At 67.7% G+C, this 16,254-nt stretch carries 16 protein-coding genes; 6 read left to right on the plus strand and 10 right to left on the minus strand.

Features of this window, described 5'->3' with window-relative positions; all coding sequences use genetic code 11:
* Nucleotides 1–52 precede the first annotated feature (52 nt).
* From RD110_RS25000 to RD110_RS25010, 3 genes are all read left to right on the plus strand, one after another.
* The gene (locus RD110_RS25000) at nucleotides 53–652 is read left to right on the plus strand and encodes a LemA family protein (protein ID WP_076203251.1); all 600 of its coding nucleotides are present in this window, start codon (nucleotides 53–55) and stop codon (nucleotides 650–652) included.
* An 83-nt stretch (nucleotides 653–735) separates the two neighbouring features.
* Nucleotides 736–1,692: a TPM domain-containing protein gene (locus tag RD110_RS25005; protein ID WP_076203253.1), complete on the plus strand. Its 957-nt coding sequence runs from the start codon at nucleotides 736–738 to the stop codon at nucleotides 1,690–1,692.
* 2 nt (nucleotides 1,693–1,694) lie between these two features.
* Entirely contained in the window at nucleotides 1,695–2,225 is a 531-nt protein-coding gene (locus tag RD110_RS25010) for a TPM domain-containing protein (RefSeq protein ID WP_076203256.1), read from the plus strand.
* A gap of 2 nt (nucleotides 2,226–2,227) precedes the next feature.
* On the opposite strand, the gene RD110_RS25015 is transcribed toward RD110_RS25010, so the two are convergent.
* From RD110_RS25015 to RD110_RS25030, 4 genes are all read right to left on the minus strand, one after another.
* Nucleotides 2,228–2,614 (minus strand): response regulator, encoded by a 387-nt coding sequence (locus tag RD110_RS25015; protein WP_076203258.1) that lies wholly within the window; start codon nucleotides 2,612–2,614, stop codon nucleotides 2,228–2,230.
* A 200-nt stretch (nucleotides 2,615–2,814) separates the two neighbouring features.
* On the minus strand, nucleotides 2,815–4,488 hold the full coding sequence (locus RD110_RS25020; protein WP_076203261.1) for an ATP-dependent DNA ligase: 1,674 nt from the start codon (nucleotides 4,486–4,488) through the stop codon (nucleotides 2,815–2,817).
* Nucleotides 4,485–5,516, minus strand: coding sequence for a ligase-associated DNA damage response exonuclease (locus tag RD110_RS25025; RefSeq protein WP_204250006.1), 1,032 nt, complete (start codon nucleotides 5,514–5,516; stop codon nucleotides 4,485–4,487). The genes RD110_RS25020 and RD110_RS25025 overlap by 4 nt, the downstream gene beginning before the upstream one ends.
* Before the next feature lie 108 nt (nucleotides 5,517–5,624).
* A complete protein-coding gene (locus RD110_RS25030) occupies nucleotides 5,625–6,377 on the minus strand; it encodes an SDR family NAD(P)-dependent oxidoreductase (protein ID WP_076203264.1) in 753 nt (250 codons plus the stop codon).
* A gap of 119 nt (nucleotides 6,378–6,496) precedes the next feature.
* Here RD110_RS25030 and RD110_RS25035 point away from each other — a divergent pair, with 119 nt between their 5' ends.
* Nucleotides 6,497–6,811: a hypothetical protein gene (locus tag RD110_RS25035; protein WP_076203266.1), complete on the plus strand. Its 315-nt coding sequence runs from the start codon at nucleotides 6,497–6,499 to the stop codon at nucleotides 6,809–6,811.
* A 62-nt stretch (nucleotides 6,812–6,873) separates the two neighbouring features.
* On the opposite strand, the gene RD110_RS25040 is transcribed toward RD110_RS25035, so the two are convergent.
* A complete protein-coding gene (locus RD110_RS25040) occupies nucleotides 6,874–7,653 on the minus strand; it encodes a ParA family protein (RefSeq protein WP_076203269.1) in 780 nt (259 codons plus the stop codon).
* 162 nt (nucleotides 7,654–7,815) lie between these two features.
* On the opposite strand from RD110_RS25040, the gene RD110_RS25045 reads away from it, so the two are divergent.
* Nucleotides 7,816–9,246 carry an MFS transporter gene (locus tag RD110_RS25045; protein ID WP_076203271.1) on the plus strand — a complete coding sequence of 477 codons (1,431 nt, stop codon included), beginning with the start codon at nucleotides 7,816–7,818 and terminating at the stop codon, nucleotides 9,244–9,246.
* Between the two features lie 82 nt (nucleotides 9,247–9,328).
* The gene (locus RD110_RS25050) at nucleotides 9,329–10,783 is read left to right on the plus strand and encodes a GGDEF domain-containing protein (RefSeq protein WP_076203274.1); all 1,455 of its coding nucleotides are present in this window, start codon (nucleotides 9,329–9,331) and stop codon (nucleotides 10,781–10,783) included.
* Between the two features lie 13 nt (nucleotides 10,784–10,796).
* On the opposite strand, the gene RD110_RS25055 is transcribed toward RD110_RS25050, so the two are convergent.
* The 5 genes from RD110_RS25055 to RD110_RS25075 all read right to left on the minus strand — a co-directional run bounded on the left by RD110_RS25055 (nucleotide 10,797) and on the right by RD110_RS25075 (nucleotide 16,203).
* On the minus strand, nucleotides 10,797–11,759 hold the full coding sequence (locus RD110_RS25055; RefSeq protein WP_076203275.1) for an AEC family transporter: 963 nt from the start codon (nucleotides 11,757–11,759) through the stop codon (nucleotides 10,797–10,799).
* Between the two features lie 120 nt (nucleotides 11,760–11,879).
* Complete coding sequence (locus tag RD110_RS25060; protein ID WP_076203278.1) at nucleotides 11,880–12,713, minus strand: shikimate dehydrogenase family protein; 834 nt, start codon at nucleotides 12,711–12,713, stop codon at nucleotides 11,880–11,882.
* A 28-nt stretch (nucleotides 12,714–12,741) separates the two neighbouring features.
* Nucleotides 12,742–14,652, minus strand: coding sequence for a bifunctional sugar phosphate isomerase/epimerase/4-hydroxyphenylpyruvate dioxygenase family protein (locus tag RD110_RS25065; RefSeq protein WP_076203280.1), 1,911 nt, complete (start codon nucleotides 14,650–14,652; stop codon nucleotides 12,742–12,744).
* 20 nt (nucleotides 14,653–14,672) lie between these two features.
* Entirely contained in the window at nucleotides 14,673–15,119 is a 447-nt protein-coding gene (gene aroQ / locus RD110_RS25070; RefSeq protein ID WP_076203283.1) for a type II 3-dehydroquinate dehydratase, read from the minus strand.
* A 31-nt stretch (nucleotides 15,120–15,150) separates the two neighbouring features.
* Nucleotides 15,151–16,203 (minus strand): Gfo/Idh/MocA family protein, encoded by a 1,053-nt coding sequence (locus tag RD110_RS25075; RefSeq protein WP_076203285.1) that lies wholly within the window; start codon nucleotides 16,201–16,203, stop codon nucleotides 15,151–15,153.
* Nucleotides 16,204–16,254: the final 51 nt, after the last annotated feature.

The raw sequence follows: 16,254 nt of genomic DNA on the forward strand, positions 1-16,254 counted from the left end.
GTCGGCGCGGCACCCAACACCGGGCCCGCATGCCCTTTCTGCAGGAGACTTCATGAAACGCTGGTTCTTCCAAATTCTTTCCGTGCTCGGCCTGAGCCTGGCGCTCAGCGGCTGCGGCTACAACGATTTCCAGCGGCTCGACGAACAAAGCAAGGCGGCCTGGAGCGAGGTGCTGAACCAGTACCAGCGCCGCGCCGATCTGGTGCCCAACATCGTCGCCACCGTCAAGGGCGAGGCCGCCTTCGAGCAGGACACCTTGACCAAGGTGATCGAGGCGCGCGCCAAGGCCACCTCGATCCAGGTCACGCCCGAGACGCTGAACAACCCCGAAGCCTTCCAGAAGTTCCAGGCCGCCCAAGGCGAACTCGGCAGCGCGCTGAGCCGGCTGATGGTGGTCAGCGAGCGGTACCCCGATCTCAAGGCCAACAAGGGATTCAGCGACCTGCGCGTGCAGCTCGAAGGCACGGAAAACCGCATCACCGTGGCGCGCAACCGCTTCATCCAGACCGTGCAGGAATACAACGTGCTCGCACGCAGCTTTCCGAGCGTGATCACGGCCAAGATCTTCGGCTACCAGCCCAAGCCCAGCTTCACGGTGCAGAATGAATCGACGATCTCGACCCCGCCCGTCGTCGATTTCAACAAGAAGTAATGGCACACCCCCAGGTTGCGCACTGCGTGTCGCGCCCAACCCCTTGGAGGGGGCGACACGTGTGGCCCGGCAAAGCCGGTTCCATGGTGCCCCTGGCGAAGACAGGGGTGGCGGTGCGGCAGCTGTACCTTGTGCTGCTGTGCCTGGCCTTGACCTTGGCCTGCGCCGCGGTACAGGCGCAAAGCGTGCTGCCCGTGCCGCCGCTTACAGCCCACGTGGTCGACCAGACCGGCACGTTCTCCGAGCCGCAACGCCAGGCGCTCGAAGCCAAGCTCGCCGCGTTCGAAGCCGCCAGCGGTGCGCAGGTGGTGGTGCTGATGGTGCCGACCACCCAGCCCGAGGACATCTTCGGCTATGCCAACCGCGTGGCCAACGTGTGGAAGATCGGCCGCAAGGACATCGGCGACGGCCTGCTGCTCGTGGTGGCGAAGAACGATCGCCGGCTGCGCATCGAAGTCGCGAAGTCGCTGGAAGGCGCGATCCCCGACCTGGCGGCATCGCAGATCATCGACGAGGCCATCACGCCGCGCTTCAAGCAGGGCGACTTCGCCGGTGGCGTAGACGCGGGGGTGGACCGCATCATGGTCCGCATCAAGGGCGAGGCGCTGCCAGCGCCCACAACCTCTGGAAACCAGCGCCCACTCGGCGACCAAGGTTTCCAGTGGATGGACCTGGCGATCTTCCTGTTCATCGCGGTGCCGGTGGTCGGCGCCATCGCACGGAGCATCCTCGGCAACAAGCTGGGTTCGCTCGCCACCGGCGGCGCCGTCGGTGCGCTGGCCTGGTTCATCACCGCCAGCGTGGTGCTCGCCGGCATCGCCGGCCTGCTGGCCCTGTTGTTCACGTTGATCGCGGCCGCGACCGGCGGAAGAACCTCGCCAGGACGCGGCGGCATGGGCGGCCTCGGAGGTCTGGGCGGCGGCATGGGCGGCTGGAGCTCCGGCCGCGGCGGCGGCTTCGGCGGCGGTGGCGGTGGTGGCGGCTTCGGTTCGGGTGGCGGTGGCAACTTTGGCGGGGGCGGTGCCTCCGGTGGCTGGTGACGATGAAGCTATTCAACCGACTCCGCCGTGTGATGTGCCATCGCTGGCTCGACCAGGCCGATGCGGAACGCGCGATTCCGGCCGCCATGCAAGAGCGCCTCATGCGCCGCGTGGGCGCCAGTGAACGCCGCCATACCGGCGAGATCCGCATCTGCGTGGAGGCCGGCCTGCCGCTGAGCTACCTCTGGCGTGGGGCCACCGCCCGCGAACGCGCGGTGACGCTGTTCGGCAAGCTCGGCGTGTGGGACACGGAACACAACAACGGCGTGCTGATCTACCTGCTGCTGGCGGACCACGCGATCGAACTCGTGGCGGACCGGGGCCTGAACCGCCACGTCACGCCCGCGCAGTGGCAGGCCATGGTCGGCCGCATGCGCAAGCCCTTTCAAGAAGGCCGGTTCGAGGATGGCCTGACGCAGGCGCTGGAGGAGGTGTCGGCCGTGCTGGCCGAATATTTTCCGCTGGCGCCGGATGTGCAGCGGCCGAACGAGTTGCCCGATGCGCCCGTGTTCGCACCCAGGGACGACGACTGAGCTCAGTGCCTGGCGGTGCCCGACGCGTGCAGCACGCAGTAATCGAGCAAGGCGTCGATCTCGTTGGATTTGTCGAACACCGCATCGGCCTTCAGCGCCATGCAGCGGCTGCGCATCTCCGGCGTGGCGTAGTTGCTCAGCACCACCACCTTCTGCTGCGGTCTTCGGTCCATGCACGAAGCCAGCACCCCGAGGCCGTTGCCTTCCTTGAGGAACAGATCCACGATGGCCAAGTCCCACTTGTCGCCGTTGCGCGTCAGCCAACGGCAACCCTCACCTTCACTGCCGGCGGCGCCCACGGTCTTGACATTGGCCAGTTCGGCCAATGTGTCGATGAGGTTCTCCCGGATGACGGGGTTGTCTTCTACAAGATATGTTCTGAGTACCATGTGGCTCTCCGTTGGGTGCATCTGGCGCGCCTTGTGTTCGAGGTTGAGAACTTCAGGGTCGCCGCACCTTCCGCTTCTTGCGTAGATTGTGCGCAGTGGCGCTGCAGCGCGATGCAGGGACGCGGGCAGCTTGCCTGTAGTCCCATGCCGACACCCCCGCCCCACCCGCCGCCCGGATTTCACCTAGACGCCCCACGGGCTCAGGGCGGGATTGCATCTGCCTTCGGCAGCAGCGCCGCCAGCGTCTGCAGGCTGTCGGCTTCGGCCACGGGCTTGTCTTCGCGCCAGCGCAGCATGCGCGGGAAACGCACGGCGATGCCGCTCTTGTGGCGTTTGCTGCGCGCGATGCCCTCAAAGCCGAGCTCGAACACCAGGGTCGGCCTCACGCTGCGCACCGGGCCGAAACTCTCCACGGTGGTCTTTCGGATGACCGCATCGACCCTGGCCATCTCGGCATCGGTCAGGCCGGAATAGGCTTTGGCGAACGGCACCAGCTGGCGCGGCGCGTCACCCGCCGCTTCCGCCGGCCGGTCCCACACCGCGAAGGTGTAGTCGCTGTACAGGCTGGCGCGTCGGCCGTGGCCGCGCTGGGCGTAGATCAGCACGGCGTCGATGGAGAGCGGATCGATCTTCCACTTCCACCAGACTCCCACATCCTTCGTGCGACCGACGCCGTACTGCGCGCCGCGCGCCTTGAGCATCATGCCCTCCACGCCCAGGCCGCGGGCGGCTTCGCGCTGGCGTGCCAGATCGGCCCAGCCGTCGCCCTGCAGCACCGGGCTGCCGCGCAGGGTCGGATGGTTCATCGCCTCGAGCAGCGCGTCCAGGTGGGCGCGCCGCAGGGACTGGGGTTCGGCGCGCAGGTCCCGGCCCTGCCATTCGAGCAGGTCGTAGGCGAGCAGCACCACCGGCATGTCCTTCAGGATCTTCGGGCCGAGCGTCTTGCGGCCGATGCGCGTCTGCAGGTCGGCGAAGGGCTGAACCTTGTCATCGCGCCAGACCACGATCTCGCCGTCGATCACCGTGCCGTCGGGCAAGGCATCGGCCATGGCCTGCAGCTCGGGGAAACGGTCGGTCACGAGCTCCTCGCCGCGCGACCAGACCCAGCCCTGCCCGGCGCGCCGCACCACCTGGGCGCGGATGCCGTCCCACTTCCACTCGACGAGCCAGTCGGACGGCGGACCGAGCAAGCCGTCGAACGTCTCCAGCGGTTGGTTGAAGGGATGCGCCAGGAAAAAGGGATACGGCTGGCCGCTGGTCTGCTGGTTCTGCTCGCCAGCGCTTTCGGGGGCGATCAGCGCCGCATAGTCATCGGCCGTGGGTTGGCCGCTGATGTGCGTGTAGCCCATGAGCCGTTGCGCCACGCGCTTGGCATCGATGCCGCCCACGGCCGCCAGCGCCTGCGTCACCTGCAGCCTTGACACGCCGACGCGGAAGCTGCCGGTCATGAGCTTGAAGTAGACCAGGCGCTCGTCGGCGGCGAGTTGGCGCCACTGCGTGCGCAGGGCGTGCGCCAGCGCATCCGGCAAGGTCTTGCGCAGCGGCAGCAGGTGCTTTTCGATCCACACCGCCAGCCCCAGCGCGTGCTGCTCGGTCGGTGGCGGCAACAGCAGCGCAATGGTTTCGGCCAGGTCGCCCACGGCCTGGTAACTTTCCTCGAACAGCCATTCGGGCAGGCCGGCCTCCTGCTGCGCCAGGGCGCGCAAGGTCTTTGTCGGCACCAGCTGGCGCGGCTTGCCGCCGGCCAGGAAGTACACGGCCCATGCCGCGTCCGCAGCGTCGGCGTCGCGCAGGTAGCGCTGCAGCGCGGCCTGTTTGGCCAGGCTGGAGGTGGTGGCATCCAATTCGCGGTAGAGCGCGGCAAAGGCTTTCACGGTGGCCCCACGGGGCTGGCACCGTCGGCCACATCCTCGTCCCCATATTCCGTCTTGAACCCCTGCGCCGCCAGGCCATTCTCGGTCAGCCAGCGCACCAGCACGGCCACGCTGCCGTGGGTCACGAAGACCCGCTCCGCGCCCGTCCCTTTGATCGCCTTCTGCAAACCCGGCCAATCGGCATGGTCGCTCATCACGAAGCCGCGGTCCACGCCACGGCGGCGGCGTGTGCCGCGCAATTGCATCCAGCCACTGGCGAACGCATCCGCGTAGTTGCCGAAGCGCTTCATCCACGGGGTGCCCTGTGCCGACGGCGGTGCCAGCACCAGGGCGCGCTTGAGCAACTGCGGGTTGACCTCCGGGTCGCTCACGCGCAGTGTGGGTGGCAACGCCACACCGGCCGCGCGATACACCGCGTTCAGCGGCTCGACCGCACCGTGCACCACGATCGGCCCGATCGACGCGTCCACGTTGTGCAGGATGCGCTGGGCCTTGCCGAAGGCATAACACAGCAGCACGGAAGCACGGCCTTCGTCCGCATTGCGGCGCCACCAGGCATCGATTTCGGCGAACAGCACCGGCTGCGCGGGCCAGCGGTAGATCGGCAGGCCGAATGTCGATTCGGTGATGAAGGTGTGGCAGCGCACCGGCTCGAACGGCGCGCAGGTGCCATCCGCCTCCGTCTTGTAGTCGCCCGATGCGACCCACACCTCGCCGCGGTGTTCGAGCCGCACCTGGGCCGAGCCCAGCACGTGGCCGGCCGGGTGGAGCGACAGCTTCACGCCATGGTGCTCGATGGCCTGGCCATAGTCCAGGGTCTGCAGGTCGATGTCCGCGCCCAGCCGGGTACGCAACGTACCCTCGCTGAGGGTATGCGCCAGATAGTGGCCGTGGCCGGTGCGGGCGTGGTCGGAATGCGCGTGGGTGATGACGGCGCGCGGCACGGGGCGCCACGGGTCGATGTAGAAATCGCCGGGCGGGCAATACAGGCCTTCGGGCCGGGCGACGATGAGGTCCATGGTGGCCATCCTAGCCACCTCGCACCACACTTGCCGCGCAGGCCGGCCGCAATGCCCTGTGGGCCGCGGCCTACAAGACGTGTACCCCCGCCCCGGCTTCACACGGTGGCGGGCTTCTCAATAGTTCGCCCGGCCGCCGGAGATGTCGAAGGTGAAGCCGGTCGTGAAGCTGCACTCCGGGCTCGCGATCCAGGCCACCATCGCGGCGATCTCGTCGGTCTGCACCAGCCGACCCATCGGAATCTTCGCCTTCGTCAGGCGGATGTGCTCCTCGGTCATCTCCTTCAGCAGGTCGGTCTCGGCCATCACCGGCGCCACGCAGTTCACCAGCACGCCGGTCTCGGCGAGTTCGCGCGCCAGCGACTTGGTCAGCCCGAGCACGCCGTGCTTGGCCGCGGCATACGGGGCGATGTTGGGAATGCCCTCCTTGCCCGCGGCGGAGGCCACGTTGACGATGCGGCCGTAACCCGCCGCACTCAGATGCGGCACGACGGCGCGGCAGCAGTTGAACACGCCGGTGAGGTTCACGGCGATGACACGCGCCCAGGCGTCCAGCGGATAGGCGGCCAGCGGCGTCACCGGGCCATTGATGCCGGCGTTGTTGACCATGATGTCGACCCGGCCCTCTGCGGCGATGGTGGCCGCCAGCGCCGCCTCGACCGAGGCGTAGTCGGCCACGTCCACCGTGTGCAGGCTGGCGGGCCTGAAGCCGGCGGTTTCGGCATCGAACGGCGCGATGTCGCGGTCCCACACCACCACGCGGCAGCCTTCGCGGGCCAGCCGGCGGGCGATGGCCAGGCCGATGCCACGCACGGCACCGGTCACGATGGCGACCTGGCCTTTCATTTCACGGGGAGTGTTCGTCGTCATGTCGGGTCGGGTCTCGTCTCGTTGTGGAAACGGGCACTTTAGGCAGAGAATCGAACGGTGTCCATGCGGCGTTTCGAATAGGCGAAATTACCGCATCCAATAAGACATTCCGCCAAGCGATGCCCCAGTCCGATCTACGCCAGGCCTATGAAGCTGCGGTCGCCGCGCTCGGCGACGAGGTCGCGGCCATGCTGGCGGACGGCGCCAGCGAAGAGCAGGCTGCACGCCTGGCCGTCGCCCGACGCAACCTGCTGAAACAACAATGGCGCGACCACACGCCACCGGAGGTGCTGGCTCGCATCGAAGCCCGTTCGCTGGCGCAATACGGCCATGTGCTGGGGCCGACGGTCGAGCAGCTCAGAGCTGCGGGAAAGTCGTGGCGCGAGATCCTCCGCTCGGCCGCCAAACCGGGCGGCGGGCCGGGCCACTGGTAGGCCGCCGTTCCGGTGTTCCGTCAGACTTGCGCAATGAAGCCAGAACACCGCGCGACACGTCTCTACGCCGCCCGCAGCCCCTGCAACACCCCGTGCAGCGCCACCATCGCCTGCGTCAGCTTGTGTTGCGGGTCGAGGTAGATCATCGGCAGCGACTGTTCGTGCGATTCGCGCACCTTCACCGACGAGGTGAGGTAGGGCTGCAGCACCGGCAGGCCTTCGGCCACGAGTTCGTCGACCATGCGCTGGGGCAGGTTGGCGCGCGGCTGGAACTGGTTGACGACGATGCCTTCGACGACCAGACCGGGATTGTGGTCGGCGCGGATCTCGGCCACGTTGTCGAGCAGGGTGTACAGCGCCTTGCGGGCGAACTCGTCGCAGTCGAACGGGATCAGGCAGGCGCGCGCGCCCATCAGGGCCGAGCGGGTGTAGAAGTTCAGTGCCGGCGGCGTGTCGATGTAGATGCGGTCGTAGGTCGCACCCAGCTGCTGCAGTGCCTCGCGTAGCTTGTACAGCTTGTGGCGCGATTCGAGTTTACCCTCCATCTCGCCGAGCAGCGGGCTCGAGGGCATGAGGTCCAGGTTTTCGTGCGGCGTGGCCACGATGAACTCGGTGGGCGGCACGGTGCGCAGGCTGTAGCTCAGGCAATGCTCGAAGAAGCCGGCCACGCTCGGATGCTCTTCACTGGCCGTTTCACCCAGCAGGTAGGCGCTGGAGTTGCCCTGCGGATCGAGGTCGATCACCAGCGTGCGCAGGCCTTCGCTGGCGCTGATGGCGGCCAGGTTGCAGGTGATGGTGGATTTGCCCACTCCCCCTTTTTGGTTGAAGACGACAAGCGGCATGGGAGGCTTCCAGGTAGAGGTTGACGGGGCGGGCGGGTTCGACGGTATTGTCCGCGCTTTGGCCGCAAGGCTTGCAAAAACCGCACCAGACGCGTGCGCCGGCAAGGCGCTATATTGGCGGCCGATGCCGGCGCGCCACGCCGCCGCTACCCAGGATTCGTTTTGTCCGCGCCTTCCCCTCCTCTGTCCTCCTCCGAACCGGCCATCGCGCCGTTCTCGCGCCGCATCCCGCTGATCGTGGCCGCAGCCTTCTTCATGGAAACGCTGGACAGCACCATCGTCACCACCGCGCTGCCGGCCATTGCCAAAAGCTTCAACGCGACCACGCTGAGCCTGAGCCTGAGCATCTCGGCCTACCTGGTGGCGCTGGCGGTGTTCGTACCCACGGCGGGCTGGGCCAGCGACCGTTTCGGTGCCCGCCGGCTGTTCGCGGGTGCGATCGCGTTGTTCACGCTGTCTTCGCTGCTGTGCGCGCTGAGCCCGAACCTGTGGAGCTTCATCGCCGCACGCACGCTGCAAGGCGTGGCCGCCGCCTTCATGTCGCCGGTGGGCCGGCTGGTGGTCCTGCGCAGCACGCCGAAGCAGCGGCTCATCGAAGCCATCGGCCTGATCACCTGGCCCGGCCTGATCGGCCCGGTGCTCGGGCCGCCGCTGGGTGGGCTGATCAGCACCTATGCCTCGTGGCACTGGATCTTCCTGATCAACATCCCGCTGGGCATCGCTGGCGTCTGGATGGTGCTGCGCCATGTGCCCGACGAGGTGACGGGCAGGCGCACACCGTTCGACGTGCGCGGCTTCGGGCTCACCGCGCTGGCGCTGGCGGCGCTGGTGCACGGCCTGGCGCTGCTCGGCGAAGCGCAGGGCGCAGCCAGCACGGCATTGGTGTGGCTGACGGCGGCGTGCATGTCGGGTGCACTGGCGATCCGCCATGCGCTGCGACACCCCACGCCGATGCTGGACCTGCGCGCCGCACGCGTGCCGACCTTTGCCATCAGCATGCTCACCGCCGGCATGATGGCGCGCATCGCCATCAGCGCCACGCCCTTCCTGCTGCCGCTGATGTTCCAGATCGGCTTCGGCCTCGACGCGTTCCGGGCCGGGCTGATGCTGCTGGTCTACATGGGCGGCAACCTGGCGATGAAGAGCGCCACCACGCCGGTGCTGCGCCGCTTCGGCTTTCGCCGCGTGTTGACCCTGAACGGCCTGCTCTGCGCCGCGGCCATGGCGGCCTGCGGCCTGCTCACGCCGGGCCTGTCGCTGGCCGTCATCTACCCGGTGCTGTTCATTGCGGGCATGAGCCGCTCGATGCACTTCACCACCGTCAGCTCCCTGGCCTTCGCCGACATCGCCGCCGACCAGCGCGCCGGCGCCAGCACGATCAGCGCCATGGCCCAGCAGGTGGCGGCCACGCTGGGTGTGGCGTTCGCGGTGCTGGCGCTGGCGTTTTTCCAGAACCTGCGCGGCGCGTCCGCGCTATCGCTGGCCGACTTTCAGCGTGCCTTGCTGGCCGGCGCGGCGCTGATGGCGCTGGCGGCGCTCTACTCGCTTCGGCTGGCGCCGGATGCGGGCATCGAGGTTTCGGGGAAAGGGTAGCCTTCGCAGGGTCTCACAGGGTCACGCGGCTCTTATATGATGCAGGCCCGCTCGCGCAACCCTCCACCCGACCCGCTTCACCGTGAATTTTGCTGTACCGGAACGCCCGCGTGGGCTGGTCTATGCGTTGTTGCCGCTGCTGCATTTCGCCAGCGTGAAGCTGACTTTCCTGTGCGCCGTCACCCCTGAAAACGAGGTGGTGGTGTGGTTGCCGAATGCCGTGCTGCTGGCCGCGCTGCTGCACTTTCGGGGCCAGCGTGGCGTCGTCATGGCGGCGCTGACTTTCTGCTCCGACGTCACCGCCAACCTGGGCGCGTTTTCCTGGCAGGAGGCCGTGCTGCTCAGCGGCGTGAACCTGGCCGAAGTCTTCGTCACCTACAGCCTCATGCGCCGGGCACAGACCTCGCCGCGCCTGGAGCGCATCCAGGATTTCGGCAAGTTCATCGTGGCCGGCCCCCTGGCCGGCGCGCTGATGGCCGGCCTGATGGGTGCGGCCGTATTGAAGGTCATGCAAGGCACGGCTACGCCCTATCTGACCTTGGTCAGGCTGTGGTGGTTCGGCGACGGGCTGGGCCTGCTGATCTACACGCCGTTGCTGCTGGCCTTCACCCAGCCTGCACCCACCATGCCGAGGCTGCACCGACTGGACATCGCCATCCTGCTGTTGAGCCTGGGACTCGCTGTCGTGGTGTTCACCAGCCGTGGCGGCCAGATCGGCGAGGTCTCGGTCACGCCGACGCTTCTGCTGCCCTCCACCCTGTTCCTGGCGGTGCGTTTCGGCCTGCGCTGGACCGCCTTGGGCGTGGCGCTGATCTCGCTCTTGCTGGCCTGGGTGCTGAGCCACGGGCACCAGCCATTCGGCGCCGTGGACATCCATCTCGAGATCGTGCGCGCGCAGGAATTCATCTTCACCCTGTGCACCATCGGCATTGGCTTCGCCATCGTGCTGGCCCAGTTGACGGCCCACGAACGCGAGCTGGAGCACAAAGTGCGCGAGCGCACGCAGGCGCTGGAAAGCTCCAACACCCGGCTGGCCACGCTGAGCGCCACCGATGGCCTGACCGGCATCGCCAATCGGCGCCGCTTCGACGAGGTGCTGGCCGGCGAATGGCGCCGCGCCGCGCGCAGCGGCCAGGCGTTGACGCTGGTGATGCTGGACGTGGATTTCTTCAAGGCCTACAACGACCACTACGGCCACCTTGCGGGGGACGACTGCTTGCGCAGGATCGCCGCCCTGCTGTCGGCCCAGTTCCGCCGCACGGGCGACGTGCTGGCACGGTACGGTGGCGAGGAATTCGTGCTGTTGACGTCTGCCCACGACGCCGCCGATGCATGGCTGATCGCCGAAACCGCGCGCCAGTCGCTGCAGACGATGGCGTTGCCGCACGCGATGTCGCCTTTCGGCACGGTCACAGCCAGCCTGGGTGTGGCCATGCACGTGCCCGTCGTGGGCGAATCGGTGGATGTGCTGCTCCGGCGGGCCGACCAAGCCCTCTACCAGGCCAAGGCCCAGGGGCGCAATCGCACGAGCCAGTAAAAGTCCGACAGTTTTACGGCGTCCACCCCAACACCGCATGCATGCCCCAGAGCAGCAGGCTGATCGACACGAAGGACGCCACCGTCGTCACCAGCAGCGCCGCCGCGCAGAAGCCCTCGCCGTGGTAACGCTGCGCCACCACCGGGTACATGCTGAGCATCGGCATGCCAGCCAGCACCACGGCGGCGATACGCAGTTGCGGATCGAGCGGCGGCAGCAGCCACAGCACACAGAACACGGCCAATGGGTGCAGCACGAGCTTGCCCACGGCGACGTTGGCGATGTCGCGCCGCACGCCGCCGAGCTTCAGTCCGACCAGCGAGCCGCCGATCACGAACAGCGCCACCGGGCTCGCCGCCGTGGCCACGATCTGCACGGTACGGCTCAGCACCTCTGGCAGTTGCACATTGAGCATGGCGAACGCGAAGCCGGCCAGGATGGCGATGATCATCGGGTTCTTCAGCAAGCCCCTCAAGGTGCGCGCCAGCGTCTGGTGCCAGCGCTGCCGGCCGCTTCCGTCGTGGCCGCCGCTGTCGGCCATGGCCAGCGCGAGCGGCAGCGCCACCAGGTTCTCGATGATCATCGACAAGGCCAGGCCCACGCCAGCCATGGCCGGGCCGATGGTCTGCGTCAGGATGGGGTAGCCGATGAAGGCGCTGTTCGACGCCGACACGCCCAGGCCCTGCATCGCCGCCATCGGCATCGCATGGCCGCGGCGCTTGTACGCGTAGGCCATCATGCCGAGCGAGACACCCACCGAGCCGAGCGCATAGGCGATGAGGTACGGCGCGTTCAGCACGTCGTGCAGCGAACGCTGCGACAGGGCGCGAAAGATCAGCGCGGGCACGCAGAACTGGATCACGAAGCGGCCCATGACCCGGGTGTCGTCCTTGCTGAACAGGCCGTGGCGCACGGCCAGGAAGCCGACGGCGATGATCAGGTAGATCGGGGCGGTGAGGTTGAGGATTTGGAACATGCAGGCGGCCGTAGCCTTTGGAGTCTATGGCCCCGTGGCATGCACGGGGCGTGCCATGCGGGAGGCGAGCGCCGCCGCCCCCTCACGCCGACCCTCTCCCCGCAGGGGCGAGGCAGCAGTTCAGTAGCTCAATTTCGCGACGGAGCGCAGCACTTCCGGCGTGGTCGTCGGCAGGCCGAAGAACTCCAGGTAGGCCGGGATCTGCTCGAACAACATGTCGGTGCCGATCTGGGTCGGGCAGCCACGGGCCTTGGCTGCCGCGAGGAAGGCCGTCATCTCGCTCTTCATCACCACTTCGCCGACGAAGGTGGTCGGTGCGATGCGCGACACGTCCATGGGCAGCGCGTCGCCTTCGTTCATGCCCATCGGCGTGGCATTGACCACGATGTCGAAGCCGGCCGGATCGTTCGAGCCGGTGGTGACTTCCATGTCGGGGTAATGCTGCTTGAGCCGGCCGCCGAGCGCCTGCGCGGAAGCGTCGTGCATGTCGAACAGGGCGATGCCGCCCAGGCCCGCGCCGGCCAACGACGCGGCAATGGCCGAGCCCACGCCGCCGCTGCCCACCACCAGCGCGCGCTTGCCCTGGAGGGCAAAACCCTTGCGCAGCACGCCGCGCACGAAGCCTTCGCCGTCGAACATGTCGCCCTGCAACTGGCCGCCCGGCCCGCGGCGCACGGCGTTGCACGAGCCCGCAATCTGCACCGTAGGCGAGGCTTCGTCGAGCAAAGCCACGGTGGTGACCTTGTGCGGCATGGTGATCAGCGCGCCGCCGATGTTGGTGAGCTTGAACACCGAGCGCAGGAACGTCGGGAAGTCCTCCGCCTGGCAGCCCATGGGCACCACCACGGCGTCGATGCCGGCGTGTTCGAAATAGGGGTTGTAGATCATCGGTGCCTTGAAGGCGAAGGTGGGAAAGCCGATGTGGGCGATGACGGAAGTGGTGCCGCGGATCATGATGGGTTCTGCCTGTGGATGTGTGATTTCAGTGCTGGCTGTCTCGCCATTGTGCTAGCGCCGCCAGCGAAAAGGGCGCATTCGCCACACCGTAGTCCTGGTAGTTGCCGCGCCGCTCGATGATGCCGAAGAAGAAGCGGTCGTCGAACGGCGTGGTGTAGAGCTGCAGCAGCTCACCGTCGGCCGTGCGGTCGTAGAAGATGCCGAACTCGCGCATCGCGGCCAGCAGTGCGGGCTCGATGTCGTATTTGGCGACGAGGTCGTCGTAGTAGTTGCCGGGCACCGGCAACAGGCTCGCCCCCTGGCGCTTGAGTCGCCGCGCCGTGGCCACCAGGTCGGGCACGGCCACGGCGATCTGCTGCACCCCTGCGCCGCCGAACTGCGACACGGTGCGGGCCGTCGAGGTGCTGGCGCGTTCGGACACGTTGAGCGCATACCGGACCTCGCGCTCGCGCGAGGCGACCACGCGGCTCTTGATGATGCCGTAGGGGTCGTTCATCACCACCGCCGGCGTCGGCTGCAGGCCGAGCACGGCGCGGTAGAACAGCGTCCAGGGCTCGACCTGGCCGGTCGGCAGCACCTGCACGATGTGGTCGATGCGGGCCTTGTCGCCGAAGGCGGTGTCGGCGCTGCGGTTCTCCTCCAGCACGAAGTCGGCTTCGAAGCCGTGTTCGCCGCCGCTGTGCACGTCAAAGAAATACAGCAGGCTGCCGTCGGGCGCGCGCACGGCGGGAATGGTCAGTTCGTTCTGCCCCACGCGGCCGGCCATGCGGGTGCAGCCCAACGCCTCGGCGCGGCCGAGCGCGGCCAGCGCGTCGGTCGTGGCCAGCGCCGTGGCGCAGGCCGACACGCCGTGCGTTTCGAAATACGAACGCGCGAATGAATCCTCTTCGAGGTTCAGCACCACGCGGACTTCGCCCTGGCCGTACAGGTCGACCGCCTTGGAGCGGTGCCGGCCGATCTTCTGGAAGCCGATGGTGTGCAGCATCGCGGCCAGGCGCTCGGCGCTGGCCGCATCCACCGCGAACTCGACGAACGACCAGCCCTGCAGCTGGGGCGGCGCCGGCGGATCGAACAGCGACACGCGGCGGTTCTCGGCCAGCGGCAAGCCGGTCTTGAGCGAGGTTACGCCGCGCACCTGTTCCTCCAGCCAGCGCAGCGAACGCATCGCATCGGCAGCCGTGGGACGGGCCGGCGCGGCGCGGAATTCGTCGTTGAAGATTTCCAGCGACAGCGGGCCGGTGTAGCCGGCATCGATCACGGCGGCGGTGAACTTGGCCATCTCGAACTCGCCCTGGCCGGGGAAACAGCGGTAGTGGCGGCTGTGGCTCAGCACGTCGGTGTCGATCCAGGGCGCGTCGGCAAGTTGCAGGAAGAAGATCTTCTCGCCGGGCAACTGGGCGATGGGCAGTGGGTCGTCGCGCAGCGCCAGGGTGTGGAAACTGTCGAGCACCAGGCCCAGGTGCGGATGGTCGGCCTTCTGGACCACTTCCCAGGCCTGCCAGTAGTGGTTGATCTTCGGCGCCCAGGCCAGGGCCTCGTAGCCGATACGCAGGCCACGCAGGGCGGCGCGTTCGGCAAGCTGGTGCATCTGCTCGGCCAGCAACGCGATGTCGCCCGACGCCGACGGCTGGGCATTGGTGCACACCAGGATCAGCGGCGCGCCGAGCTCCTGCATCACGTCGAACTTGCGCTCGGCGCGCTCCAGATTGCGCAGCAGTTGCGCCGGGCTCACGCCATCGAAATCACGAAAGGGCTGGAACAGGTCGATCGTCAGGCCCAGGTCGTCGGCAATGCGGCGCACGTCGCGCGGGGTGCCGGGGAACTGGAGCAGATCGTTCTCGAAGATCTCGACGCCGTCGAAGCGCGCTGCGGCCGCGGCCTGCAGTTTCTCGCGCAACATGCCGGACAGCGAAACGGTGGCGATACAACGGCGCATGCGGGAGACTCCGGTCGTGTTCAAGCCTTGGCGGCCTGGACCGCCGAGACCGCCGCGCGCAGGCCCAGCAGGTAGCTGTCCACGCCGAAGCCGGCGATCTGGCCCTTGGCGAGTTCGGCGATCACCGACTTGTGGCGGAATTCCTCGCGCGCGTGGATGTTGGACATGTGGACCTCGATGATCGGGATCGACAGGATGGCCAGCGCATCGCGGATGCCGTAGCTGTAGTGCGTCCAGGCGCCGGCGTTGATGATCACCGCGGCCGTGCCGTCGCTGTGCGCCTGGTGGATGCGCGAGGCCATCTCGCCTTCGATGTTGGTCTGGAAGGCATCAACTTCGGCGCCGAGTTCCTTGCCGAGCGCCTTGAGCTGGGCGTCGATTTCCGCGAGCGTGATCGTGCCGTACTGCTTGGGATCGCGTTTGCCGAACATGTTGAGGTTGATGCCGTGCAGCGTGAGGATCTTCATGGTGTATTCCTTGTCGGATGGGGGTGGATGTTCATTGTGTGGCCAGTTCGACGACGCGGCCAGTCCTGGCGGCTTCGACGATGGCCTCGGTGACGTTCAGGTTGAGCAGGCCGTCGCGGGCGCTGACCAGCGGCTCGGCCTCGCCGCGGATCACCGCGCCGAAGTGCTCGATCTGGTGTTTCAGGGGGTCGTCGCGCACCATGCCCACAGTGCCGACCTCGAAGGGTTTCCACCACGAGCGGTCTTCCGGACGTGGATAGGTCTTGAGCCGCATGGTCGGCACCGACAGGCTGCCGTTGGTGCCACTGATGACGTAGCAGTCCTCGTCGTCGTAGCTCGGATAGGCCTTGTTCTCCTGCGAGGTCTGCTCCCAGCTGCGCGCGCTGGCCGCGGTGTCGGAAAGCATGAAGGTGCCGAGCGCGCCATTGGAGAACCGCAGGTTGATGGCCACCGTGTCTTCCACCGCGAAGCTGCGCGTGGCGCTGGAGGCGAAGGCCTGCACCGCCACAATGTCGCCGCACAGCATGCGCAGGTTGTGCACCTCGTGGATCATGTTGAGCAGGATGGGGCCGGCGCCGGGCTCGCGTCGCCAGGGGCCGTCGCTGTAGTACTGGTCGGGCTTGAAGAAGGTGGCGCTGCCCACCACCGCCACCAGGCGGCCGAGCTGGCCCGAAGCCACGACCTCACGCGCCTTGGCCATGATGGGGCTGTGCGCCCGGTGGTGGCCGATCAGCAGCTTGGCGCCGCTTCGCTTCACCGCGTCGACCAGCGTCGTGCCTTCGGCCACGCTGGGTGCGATGGGTTTTTCGAGCAGCACCGGCAAGCCCGCCGCGATGCAGGCCAGCGCCTGCGGCACGTGCAACTGGTTGGGCGTGGCCAGGATCACCCCGTCGGGACGGTCCTTGGCGAACAGTTCTTCGAGCGAGGCGTACAAGGGCACGCCCGCCGCCGCCGCGAGCGCCACGGCTGCGGGCGACGGATCGACGACTGCCGAAAGGGTGCAGGTGGGGCTTCGCCGCGCCACATCCATGTGGGCCTGGCCGATGTAGCCGGCCCCGGCTACGGCAATTCTGAGCTTGGGCATGTGGGAAAACTCTCCTGGGAGGGCAGGCCGGGCGGCGCCGACCGGGTTGTG

The organism is Rhodoferax koreense, from assembly GCF_001955695.1.
Lineage (GTDB): Bacteria > Pseudomonadota > Gammaproteobacteria > Burkholderiales > Burkholderiaceae_C > Rhodoferax_B > Rhodoferax_B koreensis.